The sequence below is a fragment of the Acinetobacter sp. ANC 4558 genome (genome assembly GCF_002135375.1).
Classification (GTDB): Bacteria; Pseudomonadota; Gammaproteobacteria; order Pseudomonadales; family Moraxellaceae; genus Acinetobacter.
In genome coordinates this window covers 51360-78174 of the sequence record NZ_NEGH01000003.1, presented here as the reverse complement: position 1 = coordinate 78174, position 26815 = coordinate 51360, and the positions used below count along the sequence as shown (strand labels likewise).

Below are 26815 nucleotides of genomic sequence, written 5' to 3'. Positions count from 1 at the left end.
AACATATTGATATTAAATACTTTAATTTACGAGTGTTGTAGCTGTAGGATATGATTTAGCTATAACTAAAATATATAAATCCTTTTTTCTATTAAATTTTATTTGATAAAAATTCATTTTAAAACTTAGAAATAAAAAGCTCGTAATTAAACGAGCCATTCTTTTATTTTTTTACCGTACCACTCCATGATCTTTACACGCTCATCCCAATACTGTGCTCGGTTATATGCGGAACGAATGCGGTTCTGTGGCACATGGGCAAGCTGACGTTCAATCGCATCAGGATTAAATAAATTTGACTCATTCAGCACTGTACTGAAGAGTGATCTGAAACCATGTGTCGTCATTCGACCTGTATAACCAGAACGTTTAATTACAGCTAAAATTGATTCACTACGCATAGACTCTTTATTATTTAAACGGTGTGGAAATAACAAATCTTGATTATGTGTTAAACGTAATGCTTGAAGTTCATCAATCATCATATTCGTTAAGGGTACACGATGGGGTAAACCATTCTTCATCCGTTCAGCAGGAATATCCCACTTACGCTCTTCTAGATCAAATTCATCCCAACGTGCTTGCAATAACTCACTTACTCGAACGCCAGTCAACATAATCAGAATGATTGCATGGTGAGTCTGAGCATCTGCTGGATAGGCTTTAATCCGTCTAAGAAACTCAGGCATTTCACTTTCAGGTAGTGAAGCCAAATTCTTCACTTTTTTATTCTTAAGTGCATAAACCAAATCACTTGCAGGATTATCATATCGATAGCCATGTGCAATTGCATACTTCATCACCATGCCACAACGTGACAAAGTACGCTTTGCCACCTCTAATGAGCCTCTAGCTTCAATCTTTTTAATAATCTGTAAAATTTCTGGTGCTTGAATTTGATTAATGCGCTTGTTTGCTAGAGAAATATAAAGCTCATCTAACGATGCTCGCACATTACTAATATGTTTAGATGACCAAGTTTCTCTTTGGTTCTCAAACCAATCCTCTGCAACCTCTTTAAAAAATGGTTTTATATCTTGGTGCAAAACAGATTTAGAGTGTTTGTATTTCAGTTCAAGTGCAAGCTCTCTTGCTTTCTTTAAACTTAGTTCAGGGTATGGACCAAGTGACTCCGACTTACGCTCACCATGAACTGTATAACGTACATTCCAGTATTTTTGCCCAGCTGGTGTGACTAATAATGACAGGCCATTTTCATCTGAAAGACGATAACGCTTATCTTGAGGCTGTGCTTTTCTACATTCGGTATCTGTGAGCTTCATCTATATTTACCCTTTAATAAGTTTAAAAATTATTGGGTAAATTTTCCCAATATTTACCCACCAAGAGCAAATATTGGGTCACACAGCTTAGGACAGTATCGGATAATACAGCCAATAAAAAAGCCCTTAAACATTGAGTTTAAAGGCTTTTTTACATTCAGTCGAACATCTCTGAATTGAATTTTGGTGGAGATGGCGGGAGTTGAACCCGCGTCCGCCAGCACTACGCTCGAGAATACTACATGCTTAGATATCGTCTATTATTTTAACTCTTTGTGACCCGACGAACAGGATACAAATCGCGATCCTCTTAATTTAGTACAAAATCCCAAGGCTTGATTTTATACGGACTTGTGTGCGTGCGCTTCAGTCGGACTCTCTAACCACAAGTATTCAGAGATTCGGACAAGCTGCCCTTAGGCAGCTAGAGCGTATGATTCGTCGTTTGCGACTAAAAAATGCAAATTTGATTTACGAGAGAAAATGCGCTCTCGACATGCATCTATGAGTTTCATCACCAGCGTCGAAGCCAAGAACATCCCCAAAGTATGGGTTAAGTATAACACAACTAAAAATATCCATAGCTTATTTTTCACTCACTTGCATAAACACATACGATAATTAAAATATTTACGTTAAGATTTCATCAGGCAAAATCACAAAATTTATACACTATGGGTTATTTACTAGCACTTGATCAAGGCACAACCTCAAGTCGTGCCATTATTTTTAATGAACATGGAATAGTTCAAGCCAGTGCACAATACGAAACACAAATTTACACCCCTCACTCTGGTTGGGTTGAGCAAGATGCTCAAGAAATTTGGGCATCTCAAATCGCAGTTATACAACAAGCCCTTGCATCGGCACGTATTTTAGCAAAAGACATTAAAGCGATTGGATTAACGAATCAACGAGAAACAACGATTGTTTGGGATAAGCGGACTGGTCGACCTTTAGCACCTGCGATTATTTGGCAAGATCGTCGTGCAACTGAGTGGTGTAATCAACTTATTCAACAAAATTTAAATGAAAAAGTACAACATAAAACGGGCTTACGTATAGACCCCTATTTTAGTGCTGGAAAGCTTGTTTGGTTACTCAAAAATGTAGCGGGATTAGCTGAACTTGCACGGCAAGGTTATGTCGCTTTTGGAACGGTTGATAGTTGGCTCGTCTGGAATTTGACACAAGGTGCCACGCATATTATCGAAGCCAGTAATGCCTCCCGAACCATGCTCATGAATTTAGAAACCCAAACATGGGATGATGAATTACTTAATTTATTTAATATTCCAAGTTCAGTACTGCCTAAAATTGTTCAATCAGATTGCCACATTGCAGATACTGCTACAGGGTTATTAGGAGCAAATATTCCTATTACTGGCATTTTAGGAGATCAACAAGCGGCATTATTTGGACAATCTTGTTTTGAAACTGGCATGGTAAAAAATACCTATGGCACCGGCTGCTTTATGCTTTTTAATACAGGGAACCAAGTTCAATACAGTAAAAATAAACTTTTATCCACGCTCGCTTGGCAGATAAATAACCAACCAACATATGCCCTTGAGGGAAGTGTGTTTATGGCTGGTGCTGTCGTACAATGGTTAAGAGATGGTCTAGGCATTATTCAAAAAAGTAGCGATATCGAGAAACTTGCTACAAAAGTTGCACATACCGATGGTGTGATACTTATACCAGCATTTACAGGATTAGGTGCCCCTCATTGGGATAGTGAAGCACGCGCTTTACTTTGTGGCATGTCACGAGGCACAACAAAAGAACATATTGCACGTGCAGCTTTAGAATCTATTGCATTTCAAGTTTCAGATGTTTTAACTGCAATGCAATCTGATCTCTCTCACCCTTTAAAAGAACTTCGGGTCGATGGTGGTGCCAGTCAAAATAATATGTTGATGCAATTTCAAGCAGATCTGTTAAATGTTCCTGTTTTACGCCCCAAGATGCTTGAGTCTACAGCTTGGGGGGCTGCTGCAATTGCTGGATTAAAAGCAGGTGTTTTTAAGCAATTATCCGACATATCTTCATCATGGCAACTGGATCAAGCATTTGAACCACGTATGAGTGAGGATCAACGCCAGACTCATTTAGCCCAATGGAAAGATGGCTTAAAAAGGGCTAAATCAAATATTTAAATACAAAATATCTATCTTCAATTCAGTAAAAAACCGCAATTCCTGCGGTTTTTTAATTTATATTTTCCATTATTTACTTTAATGCATATGCTCCCCAGCAGAAACACCTTTTTTCGGTTTTGGACAAAGCCAAATAATCAAACCTGCAAAAAAGAAGACTAAAGACATGGTAAAAAAAACATAATCGGCTGAAACGGTATAAGATTCTTTATCTAATAAACTAATGATATATGCAATCGCACCTTGATCATTTAAGCCGATACCCATTAATGTATTTTTAGTCTCATCAATATTCAGTGAACCAGCAAGTTCCGCTCTTGAAACTTTCGCATGATCATCCCAGATCGTTACAGCGATAGAAGCTCCGATTGCACCTGCCATAGTTCTTAAAAAATTCATAAGACCTGCAGCAGAGGCCATTTCATCTGGTCGTACTGCCGACAATGCCATATTGGATAATGGGATGAAAAAGAATGGAATAGCGAAGCCTTGAATAATTTGTGGCCATGCTAAACTCATAAAATCTGCGTCGGTCGTCCAAAATGCACGCATTAACGTCACACCACCAAGCAAACATAAGCCAAAACTTGCCAATGCACGTTGATCACATTTAGTTGCAAGTTTAGCAACAACAGGTGACATGGTTAAACTACCAAACCCCATGGTTGCGGTAAGTAAGCCAGCCCATGTTGCGGTATAACCTAAATTAATTTGTAACCACTGCGGAATCAGAACAATACTGCCAAAAAATGCACCAAAACCAAAAGCAAGAGCCAATACTGAGATAGTAAATTCGCGGTATCTAAAAATTTTAAGATTCACAATTGGATATTTGTCTGTCAGCTCCCAAATTGTAAAGATAATTAATCCTACAAATGCTGTAATTGCCAGAATTACAATGAATGGGTTATTAAACCAATCTCGTTCATGCCCTAAATCAAGCATGAGCTGTAATGCTGCAATCCATAAAACTAAAAGTAGTAATCCACCTAAATCTATTTTCAATTTATTGGTTGGGGTTTCCGCCGATTTTAATAATCTCATCACCGCAAAAGCACAAGCTAAACCAACTGGAATATTAATAAAGAAAATCCAATGCCAAGACCAATTATCACTAATGGTTCCACCCAAAATTGGCCCAAGTATAGGTCCTAATACGGTGGTCATTGCCCACATACCCATGGCCTGAGATTGCTTTTCTACTGGAAAAATGCGCATTAATAGCATTTGGCTTAGGGGCATAATAGGCCCACCAAAAAGCCCTTGCCCAATTCGGCACATCACTAACATTTCTAGACTAGTCGATAATCCGCACAAAATAGAAAATATGGTGAATCCAAGTAAACTCACGCCAAACGTTTGAACCGCACCAAAGCGTCCAGCTAACCATCCTGTTAATGGAACACAAATTGCCTCTGCAACGGCATATGACGTAATTACCCAAGTTCCTTGTGAGGAGGATACCGCAAGACTGCCCGCAATATGAGGTACTGAAACATTGGCAATGGTCATATCAAGCACAACCATAAAGTTTGCCAATGCAAGTACAAAAGCCGCTAGCATTAAGCGACCACCCTTTAGATCACTAAATACAGTAGTTTGATTCATGGCGAATTACTTCGAATTGAGATCAATCGTTGCATCCATCGACAAGCCAACACGAAGTGGATGTTCGACTAATTCCTTTGGATCTAATTGAATTCTTACAGGTAAACGTTGAACGACTTTAATCCAATTCCCTGTTGCATTTTGCGCTGGAATCAATGCGAATGCTGCCCCTGTTCCACCTGAAAAACCAACAACCGTACCCGTATATTCAACTGAACTACCATAATAATCTGAGGTAAGTGTTACCTTTTGTCCAGCACGCACACGTTCCAATTGGCTTTCTTTAAAATTTGCATCAACATAAACTTGTTTTTCTGGCACCACAGACATTAACACTGCTCCCGGAGAAACACGTTGTCCGACTTGAATATTACGGCGAGTCACAACACCATCAACAGGTGCTTTAATTTTAGTCCGTTCAAGATCAAGTAATGCTTGTTTTAAACGTGCTTGAGCAACCAACACATCTGGTGTGGAATGTTCATTTGCACCTTGAATCAGTGCTTGGTTTGCATCTAAATTACTTTGCGCGGCTTTTTGACTCGATTTCGCTTGTGCCAAACCCGCATTTGCAACCTCCAAAGCCGCTTGTGCAGTATTCACTGCATTTTTAGAAGTACTCAACTCTTCTTGCGAAATAGCACCAGACGAACGTAATTGAACACGTCGATTATATTCTTCCTGCACTTTCGTTAAATCTGCTTGTGCTTTTGCTACTTGGGCAGTTGCACTATGAATGGCATCATCACTGACATAAATTTGTGCATTCAATGAGCTACTATTTGCTTGTGTTTGCTTGAATTGACGTTGTGCTTTTAACAGCTCTGCTTGCGCTTGTTGTACTGCAATTTCAGCATCTCTAGGATCGATCTCAACTAATAACTGCCCTTGTTTTACATGCTGCGTATCACTCACTAAAACTTGAGCAACTTGTCCAGTCACCATTGACGTGATGGATGCAGTCTCTGCACCCACATAAGCATTGTCAGTAGAAACAGTATTATTGAAAAAGTTTTTCCAAATCAAAAAAATAATCACTGCGATTACAATCAATAGTGCAATAAAACTCAAAGCTTTTTTTCTTTTTGCTTTTAATTGCGTATCATCAATTTGATCTGGCGGTGTATTTTGAACATCTGTCATCGAAGTTTCCTAAAATCCAATTCACTTGGTCATCAGGCATCACCTTGTTCAACAAGGGTGGACATATGTCCATTTGGTGTCGATGAGAAAGCTTTTATATTTAACCGTGAGGTATTGTAAATATAAAAAATTATTTTTCTAAAACATATAATGTAACTGATTGGTCTAGATGCAGTCTAATCTCTATTTATTTTAATTTTATATTACACATATCACATTTATAAACTCAATATGCATAAGAAGCAATAGCCGTAGCAATCGGTTTTTCTTCATCATTTACCATCGTCATGCGCATGGTACATCCTTTACGTCCTAAACGTAATGTCTCCGCACGCGCAATAAAATATTGACCACGCCCTGGTGCTAAATAATCTACACGAATATCTACGGTGGCAAGTTTCGATACTTTTTGACTAATGTCTACAAAGTCTTCAGAGGATGCATTTTTATATAGCTCCCCCATTGCTGCAATTCCTCCAATGCTATCAAGAATGGTCGCAGCAACGCCTCCATGCAATATTTGAAATGCGGTATTGCCAATTAAACTCTTTTGCATTTCGACATAAGCTTCAATTTCACCATCAATTACCCGCATACTCATTCCACAAAAAGAATAAAAGGGAGACTGATTAAATGCATGACAAAGCTGTTGCAAAATAACATTTAAATCAGCATTTGAATCAAATTGAATATTACCTGTCCAACTTTTCTTTAATGACATGATTGACTACTTAAATAATATTGATTGAATAAAAAAATGAATTGTATTGCCCTAAAGCACAGATAAGCGTCTACAATAGGCCACAGTTTAATACTGATCATTGAGATTGTTATGACTTATACGTTCAATCGTCCTGCTTTTCCTGCTACCCGTATGCGCCGTATTCGTAAAAATGACCAATTAAGGGCGATGGTTAGAGAAACCCATTTAACAACCGATCATCTTATTTATCCTGTATTTGTATTGCCTGGGCAAAACCAAACTCAAGATATTCCAAGCATGCCAAACATTCAACGTTTATCGGCAGACTTATTACTAAAAAAATCTGAAAAATTACTTGAATTAGGTATATCTAAATTAGCACTATTTCCAGTTACTCCACAAGAAGATAAAAGCTTAACCGCAGAAGCTGCTTGGCATGAAGATGGTCTTGTTCAAACGACACTTCGTTTATTAAAAAAAGAATTACCTGAAATGGTTTTAATCACCGATGGGGCTTTAGATCCATACACCACACATGGTCAAGATGGCATCATCGATGATACTGGCTATGTGCTCAATGATGAAACCGTTGACTGTTTAATCAAACAAGCTTTAAGCCATGCTGAAGCAGGTGCAGATGTCATTGCACCTAGCGACATGATGGATGGTCGTATTGGTGCAATTCGCCAAGCACTAGAAGCCAATAATTTTATTTATACCAGTATCATGGCGTATTCAGCAAAATATGCATCAAGTTTTTACGGACCCTTCCGTGATGCAGTGGGTTCATCAAGCAACCTCAAAGGGGGCAATAAATATAATTACCAAATGGATATTAGCAACCGTGCTGAAGCCCTGCATGAAATTGCCCTCGATATTCAAGAAGGTGCAGATATGGTAATTGTTAAACCTGGTATGCCTTATCTCGATATTGTCCGTGAAGTCAAAGATAATTTTGGAATTCCAACCTTTGTTTATCAAGTCAGCGGTGAATATGCCATGCTTGCAGGTGCAATTCAAAATGGATGGTTATCAGAAAGTGCCATTATTGAATCGTTGATGAGCTGCCGCCGTGCAGGTGCAGATGGCATTTGGACTTATTTTGCTGAAGAAGCAGCAATTCAATTAAAACAAATGAAATAAGAAAAGGATTTCGGTGCACATGCATATCGCCATTCTAGGAGCAGGCATTAATGGCTTAATGTCTGCTTTAGAGTTCTTAGAACAAGATTGTACCGTGAGTATTTTTGATCAACGACAAGTAGCCAAAGCAGCATCTTGGGCGGGTGGCGGAATTCTTTCACCAATGTATCCATGGCGTTATTCACAAGCTGTGAATGATCTTGCTAAACATGCCATGCCTTTATATCAAGAGTGGAATCAAAAGCTTCAACCAATCACAAAAATTGATTTCCAAATTCATGAAACAGGCATGCTTATTTTAGATGAAGATGATTTTGAGATCGGACTGAATTATGCACATGTACATCAAAATCCTGTTCAACATGCTGAATACTTACAACACGAACAACTTGAACAACTCAATCCACATCTGCATCCTAAATACCGACAGGCAATTTATTTCCCGCATCTTGCGAATGTCAGAAATCCACGTTTATTAAAATCAATTACCACCTATTTAAAACAGCACCCTAAAGTAACATTCCATGAATATTGCCCAATTAAAAAGTTAAATATAAAACACGGCATCGTTCATTCTATTAGCAATCATCAAGGAACTATATTTCAAGCCGATCATTTTGTACTGACCACTGGTGCTTGGTCCGAACAATGGGCGCAGCAATTACAAAAAGAAATACCTGTTCAGCCCGTACAGGGACAAATGGTACTCTTTAAAACCCCTGAAAACTGGCTACCGACCATGTGTATGAATAAGGTGATGTATCTTATTCCACGTTTGGATGGTCATATTGTCTGTGGTTCTAGTATGCGAGAAGTCGGTTTTAACACTGAACCTGATGCTAAAATCAAACAAGATATTTTAAGTGCTTGTTTTGATATGATTCCTGAGCTTAAAAAATTTCCAATAGTACAGGAATGGGCTGGTTTAAGACCAAGCTCACCTTCAGGTGTTCCCTATATTGGCAAAATTGAACAAACTCATAACCTTTGGGCAAACTTTGGACATTTTCGTAATGGACTATGTATGGCACCAGCATCTGCTAAACTCCTAAAACAATTAATGTTTAATTTACCCACCATTGAAAATGCAGCAGTCTACGCCCCTACTCGTTTAATTCATCAAGCTGATGCAATTATCAGTTAAATGTACACAAACTTAGCTTTTCAACATGATCTATCCAATGCATAGCCGACTTTCAATCAATAGGCTATGCATATCATCGAACTCAAATTATTCATTTATTACATCTTATTTATTGCGTTATTTATCTATCGTATGAATCTAATTTAATCATAAGCATACTTTCAAAAATATCGATACCAATCATACTTACTCTTTGTGCACATATATTCACTCATATTTTATGAATGATGCAATTTATTGGCCATACGAATGGCTTGAGGACCATAAAACCAATAAGTTAATACCCATAACGGAATTGCAATCAATAAAAATAAAATCGCAATGGTCAGCATAAATTTTGGTTGTTGCAAGTAAAGTGTAAAGATTTCCCAAATTTCTGGACTATTTCTAGAGAAAAGAAAAATACCTAAAAATACAAACAATAAATTAAAGCACCAAAAAATACTATTAATCCCCCAAACTAATTTTTTTCTTTCGGTTGTGTTAGGTGCTCTTTTTTCTCGCTTTATAAATTTAAATAAAACCCATACCATTGCAATAAGAAAAGGAATCACTGTTAAAATGCCACCTACGCCCTGTGGTAATAACGCAGCAATCACACCACAAATACAGGTAAAAATAAAAAGTAGAAAAAAAAACCAAATAAAATAACGGGTTAATACGACCATGACATTAACTCAAACAATTTGAATAACTCAGTATAAAAAAAAATGATTTTTTTTTCATTTTATTGTCAACCATTCTACATCCCATAGCGTTATATAAGTATAAGGTTTGTCGCAACCGTGAAATTGTACTGGCATCCACAATATTTTCGGCGACATCCCTAAGAGCAATAAGTTCATCGCTTGAACATGAATTTTGAAATAGTAGCCAAAATTTTTGTTATAAGCATCCTTGACCGACGATTTCATCATCACTCGAATCGTCGGTCTTTATTTTTTAACATCATATTTTATGTTTTCAACACTTCTTCTTGTTAAAAACCGATAAAACTAGAATTTCACTTCTAAATTTCGCTACTATGTTCATCTGAACATAGGGTAAAATTATGACGGTTCGTTTTTTTCATACTTCAGATTGGCATTTAGGACAGTTTTTCTATAATCATTCACGTCAATATGAACATGAACAATTTCTGTCATGGCTGATTCAGCAAATTAAAGATAGGCAACCGCATGCTTTACTCATTGCAGGTGATATTTTTGATGTGATCAATCCTGCTTCTGCGGCACAAAAACAACTCTATCAATTTCTAGCCGATGCTCATGCGATTGCACCACATATGCAAACCTTAATGATCGCGGGTAACCACGATTCAGGTTATCGCATTGAGCAAGTTGAACCATTACTTGAAAAATATAATGCAAAAGCAGTTGGTGTAATTGCTTGGAATCAAGATAAAACATTAAATTTAGATCGACTTTTACAACCTATTTTTAATGAAAATCAAACTATTGTTGCTTGGTGTTTAACGCTTCCATTTTTACGTGCAGCTGAAATTACGGGATATAATGATCAGACCACCAATAGTCAAAATGCAATTGCATATTTACACCAGCAACTCATTACTGAAGCCAAAAAAAGAACCACTGTAGATCAAGCACTTATTTTAATGTCACATGCACATATGCAAGGCGGTGAAACTTCTGACTCCGAGCGTCCAATTATTATTGGGAATGAAGAAGCGCTTTCAACACAATTATTTGATGATGTTATTGACTATGTTGCACTGGGTCACTTACACAAACCTCAAAAAGTAGGTCAACCACATATTCGTTATAGTGGCTCCCCTATTCCCTTATCATTTAGTGAGTTAAACTACAAACACCAAGTTATAGAGGTCGAAATCGACCCACTTAAAAATGATGAGTCGCGTGTTCATTTCAACATTTTAACCATTCCAAGAAGCGTACAATTACATAAAATTAAAGGTCATTTGACTGATGTTTTTGAACAATTAAAAGCGTTACCTGACGGCGAAATTGAATCGATTGATCAACGTGAATATATCGATATTGAATACCACACAGATACCCCTCCACAGCCTAATTTACGTCAACAATTTGAAGATGCTTTAGCACCAAATCGTTATCGTTTAGTGCGAATTTCACGACAATATATCCCCCCAAACTCAACTCAAAATTCGCAAACTACAATCCATTTAGAACCACCTACGCCTGAAAAACTCTTTCAGCAAATATGGGAAAAGCAAGGTTATAAAGCAGATGATAGCGTATTATCAGATTTTTTAAGCTTAGTTGAAGAAGCACAAAAATCACTTGAGCAAGATGAGAGTCGCTAGAGAACTATTATGAAAATCTTATCTATTCGTATTAAAAATTTAGCATCTTTATCAGGTGAGCATTTTATTGATTTTGAAAGTGAGCCTTTAGCCAGTGCCGGATTAATTGCAATTATTGGAAAGACTGGTGCAGGTAAATCAACCATTTTAGATGCCATGTGTTTGGCATTATTTAACCGTATTCCTCGCTTAAAAGATAGTGATGGGAAATTAGTTGATGTTGATGGTACTGAACTTCTTACCAACTCCCCCTTAACGGTATTACGTCGCGGTACAGGTCATGGCTTTGCTGAGTTGAGTTTTATTGCACAAGATCAGAAAACATATCTAGCACGTTGGGAAATTAAGCGTGCACGGGAAAACCCGAATGGTAAGTTACAAAGTGTACAACGCTCTCTCAAATGTTTAAGTGATGGCGTTATTGTTGCCGATAAAACCAAAGCAGTAGAAACTGCAATTCAAAAAATTACTCAACTCAGTTTTGAACAATTTACGCGAGCCGTTTTATTGGCTCAATCTGAAGTTACTGCATTTTTAAAAGCACGTGATAATGAACGTGGTGAGCTACTACAATATCTTACAAATTCTGATATTTTTGAAAAAATTGGTCAATTGGCCTATGAAAAAACAAAACAAATTGCGAATCAACGCAAAGAACTTGAAAATCTACTTGGACATATCGAAATCTTATCTGATGAAGATGTCACTCGATATTCAGAAGAATTAAAGCAAAGTAATGTGCAACTACAATTATTGGAAACTGAAAAACAGCAACTCAATAAACAACAGCAATGGTTTGAACAACAGCATAAATTTGAACTTGAGTTACAATCTCGTCAAGCTTATCTGACGGAACAACAACTACAATTTGATCAACGCGCTGATCAGCGTCAACAATTGGTACAACTTGAGGTTTTTTCTTCAATTCGCCCAAGCCTTCTTCAACAAAAGAAAACTGAAGCTGAATTATCTTATTTACAACCTCAAATTCAAAATAGTGAACAACAATTTAATACGATTCGAGTTGCATTTGATGCTGACAAATTAGCATTTCAAACAATTGATGACCAACTTAAAACACAACAACGCTTTGAACAGGATCATCAAAAAGTCCTTGAACAAATCAGAGTACGCATTCAAGAACGTGATTTTATTCTTCAGCAATTTAATAAAACAAAAACCAACTTAATAGCACTTCAAGAGAAACAGCAACCTCTGCAACGCGAACATCAACAACTTAAACTTGAGATTGAGCAACTTACATCCCAATATCAACGGTCGACTGAGTCCCTACTCAGTACTCAGCAGTTTCAAAGTTTAGACCCCAATTTACCAACACATGTAAACCAATTACAACGCTTCTTACAACGTTACCAACAATTTGAACAGCAATATGGTGACATGTCAGTTGCCATAAAAAGTTTAAAAACAAAGCAACAACAGCTGCAAGTTTCACAAACACAAGATGGACTCGATGAAACCATTACTCAGAATATCAATTTAAAACAGCAGCAACGGGATAATCATATACAACAATTACATCAATTAAACGTCATACAAAACCATTTACAGCATTATTTTCAAGTTCAGATAGAGCAAAAAAAAAATCAAACTCAACACAATGAATTACAACAAGATGCTGAACGACTGCAACATCAATTACAACTGACAGAGCAACAATATCTCAACCAAAAACAAGAACGTGAGCAATTACAACGACTATTACAGCAACAACGATTATTGCATAGCGAAAATATTGAAAAATTACGTGAGCAATTAATTAATGATGAACCTTGTTTAGTCTGTGGAAGTACAGAACATCCTTATGCGCATAACCATGTCATTTTTTCGCGTGAACTTGTTGATTTACAGCAACAACAAGAACAACATGCAATACATGTAGAAAAAGAATATTTTAAAACTTGGCAACAATCTCAACAGTATTGTATAAAAAACACAGCCTCACTCGAGATCAACATACAACAAAAAACTGAACTTATTTTTAAATTTCAATATATTGAACAACAACTTTCCACATTACTTAAACAAATTGATTTATCGATTAACCTATCTGATACACAAGAAATCATTGAGCAGACGATCACTTGTACAATTCACCAGCACCAACGAGAAAATGAAAGTATTGACCAAACGCTTATTCATCTTAAAAATGTTCAAGAACAACAAAAACAACTTAAACAGTATATTCACGAAGTTAATCACCAGCTTTTTGCTGTACAACAATGTGAACAAAATATTCAAGATATTTTAAGCTGTTTAAATACCGAGCAACATGAAAAGTGGAAAAAACAAACTTTGGAAACTGCTAGTCAGTTCAATCAACAACTTCAAAACCGCATAGAACAATTAAAACAGACTGAAAGCTTTCATCTGCAATTAAATTCTAAAAATCAGTATTTAAATCAGCTTGAACAACGTATTGAGTTTTCAAATGAACAGATCAAGTCTACAGAAATACAAAAAAACGAATATGCCAAAAAAGGTAAGGAAAACACAGAGTCTGCCATTCAATTAATTTTTGATATAGCCAAAGAAAAAGTTGAAAAACCACATGACTGGTTAATTCAATTCGATCAACAACGTCAACAATTACAACAGCAATTCAATATCATTCGTAGCAACTATGATCAAGTTCGCCAAAATTTTGAAAATCAGCAGCGCCAACTCGATCAACTGCAAATACAAAATCAGCAACTGAAAGCACAACTACAGAATATTTTGTCCGAAGTACAAAATTGGCTCACTCGTCATCCTGAGTTTGACTGTGCGCAATTAAACCAACTACTGAACATTCAAACTGAACAAGCACAGCAAATACGTATATCTGTGCAACAGCTAGAACGTGCACTTAATGATGCTAAAACTGCTTTTAAAACCATTCAAGAGCAATATCAGCAACATCTTCTATTACAACCTGCCATTGAACGTATCCCACTACAAACTCAGCTGAGTGAAGTTCAAGAACATATGCTACAAATACAAGAGGTTCGTGACAGTGTTCAACTCAAACTTAAACTTCATCAAAACAATTTAGATAAACAAAAAAAGTTTTATGATCAAATTCAACAGATTCAACAAGAAGAACATCGATGGAATAAAATTTCTGGCTTAATGGGCGATGCGAATGGTAAAAAATTTCGTGATTATGCTCAGCAATATAACTTAGATATTCTCATTGAATATGCCAACCAACAATTGGCAATACTTTCTCAGCGTTATACCTTAAAACGTTTAGATCATTCATTAAGTTTGGCAATTGTCGATCATGATATGGATGGAGAAACACGTTCTGTGTCATCACTTTCTGGTGGTGAGTCATTCTTAACAGCACTCGCCTTATCTTTAGCGATTGCCAATATGGCTTCTGGCTCCATGAAAATTGAATCTTTATTTATTGATGAAGGTTTTGGAACCCTCGATGCCTCTTCTTTACACTTGGTTATGAACGCACTAGATCAACTCCAAAGCCAAGGTCGTAAAGTGGTGCTTATTTCACATATTCAAGAAATGCATGAAAGAATACCGGTACAGATTCAAGTGAAAGCTATTGGTGCTGGTGCAAGTACAATCGAGATTGCCAGTTAATTTTTGATTATGCCTATGGCTCAATTAGTCATAGGCATTTTAGAAAAATCAGATCAATAGAATTTTATAAATACAAAAACTCTCTATTCTTTATTATAGCAAATGCTGATTATTTCGAGTAATCTCGTGCTCCAAACAACGCTGTCCCCACACGTACCATTGTTGAACCTGCTTGAATCGCCTCTAACATATCTCCAGACATTCCCATACTAAGTGTATCCCAATCTTCTGGATGTAAATGCTCAGTCTTTACCTTTTCAAATAATTCATGTGCATCCATAAATGCATGCACATTATTCGGTGCAGGGATTACCATTAGACCGCGTAGTTTTAAATGAGGAAGTTGGCTTATTTCACGAACTAACAATGCAACCTCTTTAGGTTGACAACCATCTTTACTGTCTTGAGCATCAATGTTGACTTGTAAACAGATATTTAATGGTTCTTGTGAACTCTCACGCTGATTAGATAAACGCTCTGCAATAATTAACCGATCTACCCCATGTACCCATGTAAATTTTTCTGCTAATAGTTTGGTTTTATTTCTTTGCACATGACCAATAAAATGCCACTCAATATTTAAGTCCTTTAATTCATCAATTTTAGCCAATGCTTCTTGTAAGTAGTTTTCTCCAAATGCCCGCTGTCCAGCGTCGTACATCTCTCGTAATGCCGCACTAGGATGCGTTTTAGACACTGCTAACAACCGTACTTCTTCTGGCATTCTCTTGGCTAAAAGACAAGCTTGATGAATTTGTTCTAAAACTGAACGATGTAATATTTGAAGGCTAGCCATTAAGATATTCTCTTTTCAGAAATTTTTTACTTTTAATTTCAACAAACTGTTGGTTAAGTTCGCAGAAAGCCTTATTCTATCAAAATAATTAAAACTATATTCACTCAAAAAAACTATATTCATGCTTGGGGACTTAAATGGATATTATAGAACTATTAACGTTTGCAACAAAAAATAATGCATCAGATCTACATTTATCTGCAGGAATGCCACCACTCATACGAGTGGATGGTGAAATTAAAAGAATCAACCTGCCTATATTAGAACATCATGAAATACAAAAACTCATTTATGACACTATGAATGAAAAACAACAGCAAAAATTTGAAGAAAGCTTAGAAATTGATTTTTCTTTTCAGATTTCAAATTTAGCGCGTTTTCGTGTGAATGCTTTTCATCAGAATCGTGGTATCAGTGCCGTTTTTCGAACAATTCCATCTAAAGTTTTAACGATGGAAGAGTTAAATATGGGGCAGGTTTTTAAAAATATTTGTGATATTCCAAGAGGATTGGTACTGGTTACAGGACCTACAGGTTCTGGAAAATCTACCACGTTAGCTGCAATGATTGACTATATTAATGACAATCGCTATGAGCATGTTTTAACGGTTGAAGATCCAATCGAATTCATTCATCCATCTAAAAAATGCTTAGTCAATCAACGCGAAGTACATAAAGATACTTTTGGGTTTAATGAAGCATTACGTTCTGCACTGCGTGAAGATCCCGATATTATTCTTGTTGGTGAAATGCGAGATCTTCAAACCATTCGTCTTGCACTTACTGCTGCAGAAACAGGGCACTTGGTCTTTGGCACGCTACATACTACATCCGCTGCAAAAACAATAGACCGCGTCATTGACGTTTTTCCAGCAGAGGAAAAAGAAATGGTACGCACCATGTTATCAGAATCTCTTCAAGCTGTTATTTCACAAACCTTATTAAAGAAAAATGGTGGTGGGCGTGTTGCAGCTTTTGAAATTATGATTGGAATTCCTGCAATTCGAAATTTAATTCGTGAGAATAAAGTGGCTCAAATGTATTCAGCCATTCAAACAGGTGCAAATCACGGCATGATTACCTTAGATCAGAGTTTAAAAAACTTAGTTTCTAAAGGTGTAATTTTAGCCCAGACTGCTCGTACATTAGCAAAACAACCAGAAACTTTCTTATAAGCTCAATGATATTTGTAGACTTAACCCATACTCAATATGAAATTTAATCTCAAATAAAAAAGGCTTCTTTAAAGAAGCCTTTTTGATCTAAATAAAATTAACGTTTACGGAATGCTTCTTGGCACTCAGGTCCATCACAATAACCATAAAGATTTAACGAATGTCCAGTCAACTCAAAACCAAACTTTCTTGCCACTTCATGTTGTTCGTGTTCAATAACATCGTTGGTAAACTCAACGACTTTGTTACAGTTTTGACAAACAATATGATCATGATGATCTTCCTGCATAATTTCAAATACAGAATGATTATTTTCAAAATGATGGCGCTGAATAATACCTGCGGCTTCAAACTGTGTTAACACTCGGTATACAGTTGCTAAACCGACATCTTCCCCTTGCTCAAGTAATGTTTTATAAATATCTTCAGCACTTAAATGGTGTTGTCTTGAATTTTCTAATAATTCGAGTATTTTTATACGTGGAAGTGTAACTTTCAGTCCAGCCTTTCGTAAGTCTTGATTAGAAATAGCCATGAATAAGATCTCTCAACAAAATTAAAGTTGGAATATGCAACAAACATAAGATGCAGTATGATCTATCCGTGGATCAAATGCATCATAATTAATTTGGGATAGTGTAGCAAAATGCAAAAAATCATGTTGACGTTATTCGTCACTTCGTTGCTTATAGGTTGTTCAACCTTAGGCGTTTATAAAGTTGATATTCCTCAAGGTACACCTTTAACCCAAGCACAAGCAGCCAAAATTCAAGTGGGAATGACCCACCAACAAGTTCGCTTTTTACTTGGTAGTCCAACAATATCAGATCCTTTAAATCCTTTACGCTGGGACTATATTTACAACTATATCCCAGGAACCTATGCTAAAAAAGCAAAAATCCCTGCTGCACACGGGCAACATTTAAAAATTTTCTTTAATGCACAAGGCATCGTAGAGAAAATTGAAGGTTTAGAAACTATTCCTGAGTCTCAACCTGGGCTTCCAGGCTCTAAAGAAACCATTTTAAATGCGCCCCCACTATAAGTGCTTTAGTAGCTAAAATAAAACCCCTCTTTGAGGGGTTTTTCATATTATTTCAATTGTTTAAATCGATTACCCTTAATAATTCGTCCAACTGGATGGTTTTCTGCTCGTTTTCTTCGAATATCTTTAGGGTTCACTGTTAATGCACGATATATCTCGACCCGATCACCAACAGCCAGTATTTGATTCTCATCTGTAAGACGAACACCAAAAATTCCCAATTGTAAGATTTCAGGCAAATCAACCTGCATACGAATACCGCTTAATTCAATTGCTTCTTTGGCAGTTAATCCCTCTTGATATTCAACTGCAAGATTCAACTGCTGATCTGGTGTCGCATAAGCAACCCAAACGTATGGAATCATATTCATTATATCCATTGCCCAAGATAAGCAATGATTGCCATAATAATACCGAGTGGAAGAATAATACGTACAGCAATACGCCAAAGATTATAAAATATTTCGTGGCTAAAATTCATCGATTTACGCAAATGGCTAATTTTCATAATCCAGCCTGCAAAAATTGCGTAAATAAAACAAATGATGAGCCCCCAAAGTACAATAACATGATTAAAAACTACACTCGTTTGTGGAATCGCCCAAATGAATAAAGCGACCAGTAAAATAACCCATTGCACAATGACGGAAGTTTGACGCTGTGCCAATTGCTCTCTTGCCATTTGCAGCAATAAAGCTGAGCCAGCAAGTACAGCCAAAATGAATGCGACTGCTGGAATTTCTGTACGAATTGCAAAAAAACCAAATGCAATCACTGCAAATAATTGTGCAATCCATACGGGTAAAGCTGTTTTAGTCGCAACATCTTCAGATTGGATGGTAGATAAATTAGATTGAGAATATAGTCCTAGTCCTAAACCACTCGCAACCAATGCAAGAATAGTCGCATGTCCCCATTCAGAAAGTTCAAGTGGTGTAACTTGCCATTCGGGTAAAGCGGTTCCAATGACATTGGCAAACACTAAGGAAGAAATCACACCCAGTGCGGTGAGTAAAACAATTATTCCTCGCGGAATAAAAGAAATCACGACTGCCAAAATTGCAAGACCAACAAATAAAAGGTTAGATTCAAACCTAGGTACAGCATAAACCATTAATAACTGAGCAGCATTATTTAAAATAGCACCAGCTAGAAATGGAATAAAAATAACAGCTAACCAGCCCACAACACGCCATTTTGAAGAGGCATCTGCATCTCTAGTTAAGCTTGATAAAGCATGCAATGCCGTCGTTTTAGAGCGCTTAGCGAGTGCAATTTCTAAATAACAAATAGGTAATGCTAAAATCACCATTGTCAACAACCAAAGAATCCAAAAATCAATCTGGCGCTCGACTTGTATTCCTGTGACTGGTGCTAATGTTGTAATAATAATAAATGATAAACAAAATGCCATTATTGGCGATAGCCATCGTGATAGAGCATTATGAGACATGATGCTTTCCTATTAAAAATCTATGGCTATTTTGCCCTTCTCATAACGGAAAATCAAAAAAAAAAGCAAACTAAAGCGAACCTTAGTTTGCTGCGCAAAATTGCTGTTCTTTGTTTTTCACTATTATTTGAAAGGAATCTATTTAATAAAACATGCTTTTTGTTAAAAAATTATCATTTACGGCGTCATTTTTAATTTTTTTTGACTCAAAAACTAAATAACAGATTCATTCCTAAAGAGTAATATTTCATATATTTTTGTATATGAAATATTACTTGAAAATTTCAATTGTCTATTTTTAATACTGATCTGCTCTTGTTATCCGTTTTAACGCTGGATTTAAACGTTCACGCTCCAAACGTTCAATATGGGTCATATGAATTTGTATGGGTTTGCCATCCTTAAATAAAATCATTTCACCAGGTTGAAAAGCTGTCCATTTCTCATTCTGCGTCAATGGTTCAGTGGTAATTACTGCAACACGATCTTCTGGTGTTGTCACATGACTAAAATCAACCTCAACATCTAAGTCAATTAATTGTGCAGGTTTAAATGGATACTCTCTGACTAGCCAATGTAATTTAGTGACCGCATAACTAAATAAAGCTTGTCCATTCGATAGGCAAAAGTTAAATGTTCCATATTCAGCAATTTTAGGGGAAATATCTAATAAAACATTAAAAATATCGTCTAATAAAGGCTCTTTATATCCAAAATGCATCACTAACTGATCCAGTAAATAACAAAATGAACGTTCGCTGTCGGTATTTCCTACAGGTGTATAACGTCCTGAAAGTTCTGGATGAAAACCATGTAAATCGCCATTGTGTGCAAAAATCCACTGTCTTCCCCAAAGTTCACGCATAAAGGGATGTGAATTTTCTAAATTAATTTTACCTTGCGTTGCTTTACGAATATGCGCGATCACATTTCGAGATTTAATGGGATAATTTCGAATAAGTTCTGCAATTGGAGATTCAACTGCAGACTGATTGTCTACAAATAATCGACATGCCTTATCTTCAAAAAAAGCAATACCAAAGCCATCTGAATGATCCGAAGTAATACCTGCACGCTGTGAAAACCCACGAAATGAAAACGTGATGTCTGTTGGCGTCGCACAATTCATTCCAAGAAGCTGGCACATAAAATTCAATCAAACATAATTATTTATAGGAATATTCTGCATGAGATCACATCTCTTTTGCAAATCACAACGCTAAATAAATAAAGATATCTATATTTCTATATCTGTTAACTCTCAATTCTAAAAGTTTTTCGCATTTTTTTTACGTCCATTAATACAAAATAATCTAAACAATTAAAATCTCGATCATAAAATGCTTGTTTGGATAACCGTCCATTCATTTTTAAATAGACATCAAATAACTTAGGTATCTTTTTTTCTTTTTGTGAAAATGAATCTGTTGAATAGGCAAGTTCAAAAGTATTTTTAGCATGTATATCACAGCTTTGTTCAGGTGGTAGTGCTTGTATCGCGTGGTGGGTATAGTAGGCTTTTGCCTCATTACCCAACATTTTTATACTCACACAACCTATTAAATAATCTGCTTTCACTTTTGTAATAAATTGATCAAAAATATGAGACCATAAAATGGATAATGCCCGACTAAAACGATATTTCGAATGTACGCAAGTTCTCCCCATTTCTACAATCCGATCTGAGCTCAAAAAAATTTGATCTATCTTAAATTCTTGCTGACTATAGCTCTGTGCAACTTCAAAACCATGAAAAAAACGAACTCGCGTATATGCAACAATTTCATTGGTCCAAGCATTCCTTAAAATGGCATGTTGACAATTGAAGTCATAATCATCTTGATCTAAATCATTTGGAAACTGAATATTAAACTGCTCTGAAAATTGAATTGCTCTAAATTTTTGAATCTCATTTAATGTATGGCGTTCATTTGCCCATTCAAAACGATATTTTATTGTTGGATGATTTCTTTTAGGAAAAGGAATATTTGAAGGTGGACGAAATGTATCTAAATCATTCAGCATCATAAAAACACCCTAAGTTTTTTATAAAACATTAGGTGAATACAATGTCAAAATGATGACAAATATAATTTAATCGATCATAAAAAAGAGCCCTATTCGGGCTCTAATACGCTCATACTCTACTATGTTTTTTTAATTTTCGCTTGATTGGTAATTAATGTTCCAACACCGTGATCTGTAAAAATCTCTAATAGTGATGCATGCGGTACACGACCATCAACAATATGAGCACTTACAACACCGCCTTTAACTGCATCTAGAGCACATCCAACTTTGGGAATCATTCCACCATAGATCACCCCAGTTTCAATTAAACGATCAACCTCTTGCGTACTCAATCCTGTTAGCAAATTTTTATTTTCGTCTAATACACCCGTAATATTGGTTAATAAAATAAGCTTTTCAGCACCCAAGGCTTCAGCAACTTTACCAGCCACTAGGTCAGCATTAATATTATACGTATTACCCTCATCATCTACACCTAAAGGCGCAATAACTGGAATAAAATCACTTTGGGTGAACATTTCAAGCACATCAGTTTTAACACTAACAACCTCACCAACCAAACCTAAATCGATTTGCTGGACTGTACCGTCTTCAGTCGTTTTTTCCATTAATAACTTTTGGGCACGAATTAAATTACCATCTTTACCTGTTAAACCAATGGCACGTCCACCATGTTGATTGATCAAGTTAACGATTGACTTATTCACGCTTCCGCCTAAAACCATTTCAACAACTTCCATTGTTGCTGCATCGGTTACTCGCATGCCATCAATTCGTTCAGATTCTCGACCCAATTGTTTTAAAAATGAATCAACTTGTGGACCACCACCATGTACAACAATAGGATTAATGCCTACGGTTTTTAATAAAACAATATCTCGAGCAAATGAACTTTCCAATGCTGGATCTGTCATGGCATTACCGCCATATTTTACAACAAGCGTTTTACCTGAAAAACGTTGAATATACGGCAAAGCTTCTGTCAAAATTTGTGCTTTGTCGACACCATGTTGCTGATGTGGCATTCACCTCTCCTTATTGAGCATCTAATATATCTAGGGCAATTTGAGGATAATCATCGCTTAACATCGCAGCAAATGCTCCTCGAATATCATTTAAACGTGCAGGATTATCCGCATCAAATCGAACAGTAAAATATTCACCCGTATTCGATGCTCGAATGATGCCAAATCCATCTTTAAAATCAAGTCGTATACCGTCTATTTTACTCATTTGTGCATCAAATGCCTGAGACTTTAAAGCGACATTATCTAAAACCAGCTGTGGCGTTATTGTATAGGTACTAATATAAGTGTCTTCTGTGCTACACCGTTCAGGGTATTGACGAAATAGTGCTGAAAGCGTTGTATGAGAAGAACAGCTTAAATATTCTAAAATTCTTAATGCTGCATATAAGCCATCATCATATCCATGACCACGGCCGTCATTAAAGACATAATGACCTGCATATTCGCCACCAAAAACAGCTTTCCCGTTTGAATGAGCTAAATATTTCCGTAAAAAAGTGCTTCCCGTTCGAATCATTTTAGGTATTCCTCCTAAATTCTGAATCGTATTTCGAACCATCGACGAACATTTTACATCGTATACAATTTCTGCATGTGGATGCTGTTCTAAACATATTTGAGCACAGAGTGACAAAACACGATCGGCCGTTATTAACTGCGCATTTTCATCAAATATAACTAGTCGATCACCATCACCATCAAGCGCAATGCCTATATCGGCATGCTGTTCTTTAATTGCGTATTTTAATTGAGTTAAATGTTGTTCTTTTGAAGGGTCTGGCGCATTATCAGGAAAATTCCCATCAATATTACATCTTAGTGAAATTACAGTGCAGCCCAACTTTTTTAGTACAGATTCAGCTAAAAAACCTGCCGAGCCATGCATCCCATCCAATACAATTTTAAATGATCGCTTTAAATGAATATCTGACAATAATGCCTGTTGATACTGTAAACACAATTCTTGATTAATTTGGTGAGAAATCGATGCATTCGTGATTTGTAACTTAGCATCATAATATTGATGAGCTATTAATGCGACCTGCTGAATCATTTCTGGCGTTGGAGGCAATCCTTTCCTCATCCATTTTAAGCCATTATCTGATTTTGGATTATGACTTGCGGTCACCATAATGCCATTTCCACCTGTTTGACGGGCAAAAAAATACATCATTGGACTAGAGCAGCATCCAATTTCAATCACTTTAAAATTCTCAGATTTAAACATATCTGCAATGATTGCAGCATAACTTGGACTTGTTAATCTTGCATCATAGCCCAATACGATTTCATATTGATTGATACTTTCAAATTGTTCAATTAACCCATATGCAATCGCCTGAACAACTTGAGCTGTGAGCACATTTATTTTTCCCCGAATGTCATAGGCTCTAAATATATGATAAGGGAAAATGGCATGTAAGGTCGTCATAGGCTGAACAATACGTAAAATGAATGGGCTTTTTGTAATTCAAAAATCAAGTACTATAAAAATATATATTTAGTTAAACTAAATATATATTTAATAATGCATTTTTAGTTACATTTCAATTAAAATCCGACAAAATTACAAAAACATATTTGTCGCACATCATCATGTAATCCTTAAATAGAATTAATTTTTACCTGTATGGCCAAATCCACCTGCACCACGCTCAGTTGCAACAAACTCTTTTACTTGCTCAAATTCAGCTTGAATCACAGGTACAAGAACATATTGCGCTAAACGCTCACCAGGTTCTAAACTAAATGCAGTTTCGCTACGGTTCCATACAGACACCATTAATTCACCTTGATAATCTGAATCTATTAAGCCCACTAAATTGCCTAAAACAATGCCATGTTTATGACCTAAACCTGAACGAGGTAAAATAAGACCGGCAAAATTGTGATCTTGAATATAAATCGCTAGACCTGTTTTGACTAAAACTGTTTGTCCAGGTTGAATCACCGTTGTTTCATCTACACATGCACGTAAATCTAACCCTGCTGAGCCTGTTGTCGCATAAGTAGGTAATGGCCATTCTGCACCTAAACGCTGATCTAATACTTTTACTTGAACTTTCATATACTCAATTCCTATTCTTTAATGGATAATTAACGTTTAATAAGCGCACGTAAGTTTTCTAAATAGTGCTGAGCTTGCAACTTAGGATCAATATTCCCTGCAAGTTTTTTCTTTCGCCCAAGCCACTCTAATTCATCTTGTGGGAGCTCATCTAAGAACCTACTTGGTGTCATTTGCTTCATTTGACCACCGGCTTTACGCTGTTCTGCCAATGTAATGGTTAAACCTTGACGGGCGCGAGTAATGCCGACATACATTAAACGGCGTTCCTCTTCTACTGTATCTGCGACAATTGAGTTTTTATGTGGCAGAATTTCTTCTTCCAACCCAATCAAATAAACATAAGGAAATTCTAACCCTTTCGATGCATGTAGGGTCAATAAATTCACTTTATCTGTATCTTCTTCTTCTTGTTGCTGCTCTAACATATCAAGCAACACCATTTTACGAATAACGCTTTCAATGTTTTTCTCATCGACATCTTCAGCTCGATTAATCAAACTTTGAATACTGCTATATAAAATTTCGATGTTATCGAGCTTGGTTTTTTCCTGTGCAGGGGTAGCAGCACTTTCTTTGATATAATCAATATACCCTGCCTCCAACATCATTTGACGGATAATTGGTACAGGCTCATCATCTTCAAGTAAATTACGGGTAAATCCTGCAATGAAATCAGAAAACTCAGCCAGTTGTGTCATGGCTTTCTTAGGTAGAACCATCGTTAACCGTTGATCACCTGCCGCAGCTAACAATGAAAGATTATTTTCCTGTGCAAATAAACCTAATTTTTCTAAAGTGACAGGGCCTATGGCACGCTTAGGTGTATTTATAATACGTAAAAATGCACTATCATCTTCTGGGTTAATAATCAGCCTTAAATAACTCATAATGTCTTTAATTTCAGAACGCGCAAAGAATGATTGTCCGCCTGATAACTTATATGGGATTTGCATTTGACGTAATTGTGTTTCCAAAATACGTGCTTGGAAATTACCACGATATAAAATCGCATAATCTTTCCAGTTTTTTCCATTCATTAATTTATGGGTGATTAAATCTTTAACAACACGCTCAGCTTCATCATCATCATTACGACAAGTGATCACGCGAATCACTTCACCATGCCCTTTATCTGACCAAAGCTTCTTATCAAAAATATGAGGATTATTCCCAATAACCGTATTCGCGGCTTTTAAAATACGACTAGTAGAACGATAATTTTGTTCTAATTTAATTACTTTCAGATTTCTAAAATCATCTTTAAGTAAGGCCATATTTTCGGGTTTTGCACCACGCCATGCATAAATAGATTGATCATCATCACCCACAGCCGTGAATTGCCCCATCACGCCAACAAGCAATTTCACCAAAATATACTGTGCTGTATTGGTATCTTGATACTCATCAACCAATAAATAGCGAACACGATTTTGCCAACGATCACGCACTTCCGCATTTTCTTGTAATAAGCGTGTTGGCATCACAATCAAATCATCAAAGTCTACCGCGTTATATGCACGTAAATTACGTTCGTACAATTGATACAAATGCGCCATTTGAATATCTTCTGGCGTCTCACATGTAGTATGCGCTTGCTCTGGTGGAATCAGATCATTTTTCCAATCTGAAATCATCTTCATCGCTCTAGCAATGAGTTCTTTACTTTCTGCACCTGATAAATTATCACGATGCATCAAATCCATTAAAATACGTTTACAATCATCTGCATCTAAAATTGAAAAATTGGCTTTTAATGGCGTATTCTTAAGTTCGATCCGCAATAAATTTAAACCAAAGGTATGAAATGTTGAAACCGACAATCCTTTCGATTCTTCTCTAGAAAGTAATTTTGTCACACGCTCTTTCATTTCACGTGCTGCTTTATTGGTAAAAGTCATTGCCGTAATTCTATGCGCAGGAATACCACAATTTTTTACTAAATAAGCAATTTTACGAGTAATCACCGATGTTTTACCCGACCCCGCGCCAGCAAGTACTAACAAGGGTCCTTGAGTATGTTTCATGGCTTCAAGTTGCTTGTCATTTAGTTGACTTGCAAGTGACATACGCTTTCCTCTTTTTTATTCGGGTTCGATTATAGACATCTCGTGACAACTTTCAT

22 protein-coding genes and 1 other RNA gene are annotated in these 26815 nt (G+C 36.4%); 7 read left to right on the top strand and 16 right to left on the bottom strand.

Translation table 11 applies throughout. The features are described from left to right. Positions 1-146: 146 nt before the first annotated feature. Both B9T31_RS04985 and ssrA read right to left on the bottom strand, forming a co-directional pair. Positions 147-1283 (bottom strand): tyrosine-type recombinase/integrase, encoded by a 1137-nt coding sequence (locus tag B9T31_RS04985; protein WP_086180862.1) that lies wholly within the window; start codon positions 1281-1283, stop codon positions 147-149. A 184-nt stretch (positions 1284-1467) separates the two neighbouring features. Next, positions 1468-1826: a transfer-messenger RNA gene (gene ssrA / locus B9T31_RS04980) on the bottom strand. A 131-nt stretch (positions 1827-1957) separates the two neighbouring features. Here ssrA and glpK point away from each other — a divergent pair. Beyond that, positions 1958-3442, top strand: a complete 1485-nt coding sequence (gene glpK, locus B9T31_RS04975; protein ID WP_086180861.1) for a glycerol kinase GlpK — start codon at positions 1958-1960, stop codon at positions 3440-3442. Positions 3443-3520: 78 nt separating this feature from the next. Here the strand turns inward: glpK and B9T31_RS04970 are convergent, their stop codons facing one another. The 3 genes from B9T31_RS04970 to B9T31_RS04960 all read right to left on the bottom strand — a co-directional run bounded on the left by B9T31_RS04970 (position 3521) and on the right by B9T31_RS04960 (position 6914). Then, positions 3521-5050 (bottom strand): DHA2 family efflux MFS transporter permease subunit, encoded by a 1530-nt coding sequence (locus tag B9T31_RS04970; protein ID WP_086180860.1) that lies wholly within the window; start codon positions 5048-5050, stop codon positions 3521-3523. Positions 5051-5056: 6 nt separating this feature from the next. Further along, complete coding sequence (locus B9T31_RS04965) at positions 5057-6193, bottom strand: HlyD family efflux transporter periplasmic adaptor subunit (RefSeq protein ID WP_086180859.1); 1137 nt, start codon at positions 6191-6193, stop codon at positions 5057-5059. A gap of 226 nt (positions 6194-6419) precedes the next feature. Beyond that, the gene (locus tag B9T31_RS04960) at positions 6420-6914 is read right to left on the bottom strand and encodes a thioesterase family protein (protein ID WP_416202520.1); all 495 of its coding nucleotides are present in this window, start codon (positions 6912-6914) and stop codon (positions 6420-6422) included. Positions 6915-7025: 111 nt separating this feature from the next. On the opposite strand from B9T31_RS04960, the gene hemB reads away from it, so the two are divergent. Beyond that, complete coding sequence (hemB, locus tag B9T31_RS04955) at positions 7026-8039, top strand: porphobilinogen synthase (RefSeq protein WP_086180857.1); 1014 nt, start codon at positions 7026-7028, stop codon at positions 8037-8039. Between the two features lie 19 nt (positions 8040-8058). Then, complete coding sequence (gene thiO / locus B9T31_RS04950; RefSeq protein ID WP_086180856.1) at positions 8059-9183, top strand: glycine oxidase ThiO; 1125 nt, start codon at positions 8059-8061, stop codon at positions 9181-9183. A 218-nt stretch (positions 9184-9401) separates the two neighbouring features. On the opposite strand, the gene B9T31_RS04945 is transcribed toward thiO, so the two are convergent. Further along, positions 9402-9851 carry an ABZJ_00895 family protein gene (locus B9T31_RS04945; RefSeq protein ID WP_086180855.1) on the bottom strand — a complete coding sequence of 150 codons (450 nt, stop codon included), beginning with the start codon at positions 9849-9851 and terminating at the stop codon, positions 9402-9404. Positions 9852-10234: 383 nt separating this feature from the next. On the opposite strand from B9T31_RS04945, the gene B9T31_RS04935 reads away from it, so the two are divergent. Together B9T31_RS04935 and B9T31_RS04930 are read left to right on the top strand one after the other, a co-directional pair. After that, positions 10235-11488 carry an exonuclease SbcCD subunit D gene (locus B9T31_RS04935; RefSeq protein ID WP_086180853.1) on the top strand — a complete coding sequence of 418 codons (1254 nt, stop codon included), beginning with the start codon at positions 10235-10237 and terminating at the stop codon, positions 11486-11488. A 9-nt stretch (positions 11489-11497) separates the two neighbouring features. Then, entirely contained in the window at positions 11498-15094 is a 3597-nt protein-coding gene (locus B9T31_RS04930; RefSeq protein ID WP_086180852.1) for an AAA family ATPase, read from the top strand. Between the two features lie 109 nt (positions 15095-15203). Here B9T31_RS04930 and B9T31_RS04925 read toward each other — a convergent pair whose 3' ends face one another. Next, a complete protein-coding gene (locus B9T31_RS04925; protein WP_086180851.1) occupies positions 15204-15890 on the bottom strand; it encodes a YggS family pyridoxal phosphate-dependent enzyme in 687 nt (228 codons plus the stop codon). Positions 15891-16027: 137 nt separating this feature from the next. Between B9T31_RS04925 and B9T31_RS04920 the strand changes: the two genes are divergently transcribed. Next, complete coding sequence (locus B9T31_RS04920; protein ID WP_086180850.1) at positions 16028-17065, top strand: type IV pilus twitching motility protein PilT; 1038 nt, start codon at positions 16028-16030, stop codon at positions 17063-17065. A gap of 97 nt (positions 17066-17162) precedes the next feature. Here the strand turns inward: B9T31_RS04920 and fur are convergent, their stop codons facing one another. Then, positions 17163-17600 carry a ferric iron uptake transcriptional regulator gene (gene fur / locus B9T31_RS04915; protein WP_086180849.1) on the bottom strand — a complete coding sequence of 146 codons (438 nt, stop codon included), beginning with the start codon at positions 17598-17600 and terminating at the stop codon, positions 17163-17165. Between the two features lie 111 nt (positions 17601-17711). On the opposite strand from fur, the gene B9T31_RS04910 reads away from it, so the two are divergent. Then, positions 17712-18110 (top strand): outer membrane protein assembly factor BamE, encoded by a 399-nt coding sequence (locus B9T31_RS04910; protein WP_086180848.1) that lies wholly within the window; start codon positions 17712-17714, stop codon positions 18108-18110. Between the two features lie 47 nt (positions 18111-18157). On the opposite strand, the gene B9T31_RS04905 is transcribed toward B9T31_RS04910, so the two are convergent. The 8 genes from B9T31_RS04905 to B9T31_RS04870 all read right to left on the bottom strand — a co-directional run bounded on the left by B9T31_RS04905 (position 18158) and on the right by B9T31_RS04870 (position 26759). Continuing rightward, positions 18158-18481: an RnfH family protein gene (locus B9T31_RS04905; protein WP_086180847.1), complete on the bottom strand. Its 324-nt coding sequence runs from the start codon at positions 18479-18481 to the stop codon at positions 18158-18160. Then, positions 18481-19563, bottom strand: a complete 1083-nt coding sequence (locus B9T31_RS04900) for a hypothetical protein (RefSeq protein ID WP_086180846.1) — start codon at positions 19561-19563, stop codon at positions 18481-18483. Before B9T31_RS04900 ends, B9T31_RS04905 begins: the two co-directional genes overlap by 1 nt. Positions 19564-19861: 298 nt before the next feature. Next, a complete protein-coding gene (locus B9T31_RS04895) occupies positions 19862-20710 on the bottom strand; it encodes a class II glutamine amidotransferase (RefSeq protein ID WP_086180845.1) in 849 nt (282 codons plus the stop codon). 107 nt (positions 20711-20817) lie between these two features. Continuing rightward, the gene (locus B9T31_RS04890) at positions 20818-21591 is read right to left on the bottom strand and encodes a GNAT family N-acetyltransferase (protein ID WP_228145981.1); all 774 of its coding nucleotides are present in this window, start codon (positions 21589-21591) and stop codon (positions 20818-20820) included. A 119-nt stretch (positions 21592-21710) separates the two neighbouring features. Continuing rightward, the gene (argB, locus tag B9T31_RS04885) at positions 21711-22619 is read right to left on the bottom strand and encodes an acetylglutamate kinase (RefSeq protein WP_086180844.1); all 909 of its coding nucleotides are present in this window, start codon (positions 22617-22619) and stop codon (positions 21711-21713) included. A 10-nt stretch (positions 22620-22629) separates the two neighbouring features. Continuing rightward, positions 22630-24054, bottom strand: a complete 1425-nt coding sequence (locus B9T31_RS04880; protein ID WP_086180843.1) for a phosphomannomutase/phosphoglucomutase — start codon at positions 24052-24054, stop codon at positions 22630-22632. 183 nt (positions 24055-24237) lie between these two features. After that, positions 24238-24690 (bottom strand): dUTP diphosphatase, encoded by a 453-nt coding sequence (gene dut / locus B9T31_RS04875; protein ID WP_086180842.1) that lies wholly within the window; start codon positions 24688-24690, stop codon positions 24238-24240. 29 nt (positions 24691-24719) lie between these two features. After that, on the bottom strand, positions 24720-26759 hold the full coding sequence (locus B9T31_RS04870; protein ID WP_086180841.1) for a UvrD-helicase domain-containing protein: 2040 nt from the start codon (positions 26757-26759) through the stop codon (positions 24720-24722). Positions 26760-26815: the final 56 nt, after the last annotated feature.

Coding starts and splice junctions, on each gene's coding strand:
- B9T31_RS04985 (WP_086180862.1), bottom strand. CDS start 1,283: ATGAAGCTCACAGATACCGAATGTAGAAAAGCACAGCCTCAAGATAAG.
- glpK (WP_086180861.1), top strand. CDS start 1,958: ATGGGTTATTTACTAGCACTTGATCAAGGCACAACCTCAAGTCGTGCC.
- B9T31_RS04970 (WP_086180860.1), bottom strand. CDS start 5,050: ATGAATCAAACTACTGTATTTAGTGATCTAAAGGGTGGTCGCTTAATG.
- B9T31_RS04965 (WP_086180859.1), bottom strand. CDS start 6,193: ATGACAGATGTTCAAAATACACCGCCAGATCAAATTGATGATACGCAA.
- B9T31_RS04960 (WP_416202520.1), bottom strand. CDS start 6,914: ATGTCATTAAAGAAAAGTTGGACAGGTAATATTCAATTTGATTCAAAT.
- hemB (WP_086180857.1), top strand. CDS start 7,026: ATGACTTATACGTTCAATCGTCCTGCTTTTCCTGCTACCCGTATGCGC.
- thiO (WP_086180856.1), top strand. CDS start 8,059: ATGCATATCGCCATTCTAGGAGCAGGCATTAATGGCTTAATGTCTGCT.
- B9T31_RS04945 (WP_086180855.1), bottom strand. CDS start 9,851: ATGGTCGTATTAACCCGTTATTTTATTTGGTTTTTTTTTCTACTTTTT.
- B9T31_RS04935 (WP_086180853.1), top strand. CDS start 10,235: ATGACGGTTCGTTTTTTTCATACTTCAGATTGGCATTTAGGACAGTTT.
- B9T31_RS04930 (WP_086180852.1), top strand. CDS start 11,498: ATGAAAATCTTATCTATTCGTATTAAAAATTTAGCATCTTTATCAGGT.
- B9T31_RS04925 (WP_086180851.1), bottom strand. CDS start 15,890: ATGGCTAGCCTTCAAATATTACATCGTTCAGTTTTAGAACAAATTCAT.
- B9T31_RS04920 (WP_086180850.1), top strand. CDS start 16,028: ATGGATATTATAGAACTATTAACGTTTGCAACAAAAAATAATGCATCA.
- fur (WP_086180849.1), bottom strand. CDS start 17,600: ATGGCTATTTCTAATCAAGACTTACGAAAGGCTGGACTGAAAGTTACA.
- B9T31_RS04910 (WP_086180848.1), top strand. CDS start 17,712: ATGCAAAAAATCATGTTGACGTTATTCGTCACTTCGTTGCTTATAGGT.
- B9T31_RS04905 (WP_086180847.1), bottom strand. CDS start 18,481: ATGAATATGATTCCATACGTTTGGGTTGCTTATGCGACACCAGATCAG.
- B9T31_RS04900 (WP_086180846.1), bottom strand. CDS start 19,563: ATGTCTCATAATGCTCTATCACGATGGCTATCGCCAATAATGGCATTT.
- B9T31_RS04895 (WP_086180845.1), bottom strand. CDS start 20,710: ATGTGCCAGCTTCTTGGAATGAATTGTGCGACGCCAACAGACATCACG.
- B9T31_RS04890 (WP_228145981.1), bottom strand. CDS start 21,591: ATGATGCTGAATGATTTAGATACATTTCGTCCACCTTCAAATATTCCT.
- argB (WP_086180844.1), bottom strand. CDS start 22,619: ATGCCACATCAGCAACATGGTGTCGACAAAGCACAAATTTTGACAGAA.
- B9T31_RS04880 (WP_086180843.1), bottom strand. CDS start 24,054: ATGACGACCTTACATGCCATTTTCCCTTATCATATATTTAGAGCCTAT.
- dut (WP_086180842.1), bottom strand. CDS start 24,690: ATGAAAGTTCAAGTAAAAGTATTAGATCAGCGTTTAGGTGCAGAATGG.
- B9T31_RS04870 (WP_086180841.1), bottom strand. CDS start 26,759: ATGTCACTTGCAAGTCAACTAAATGACAAGCAACTTGAAGCCATGAAA.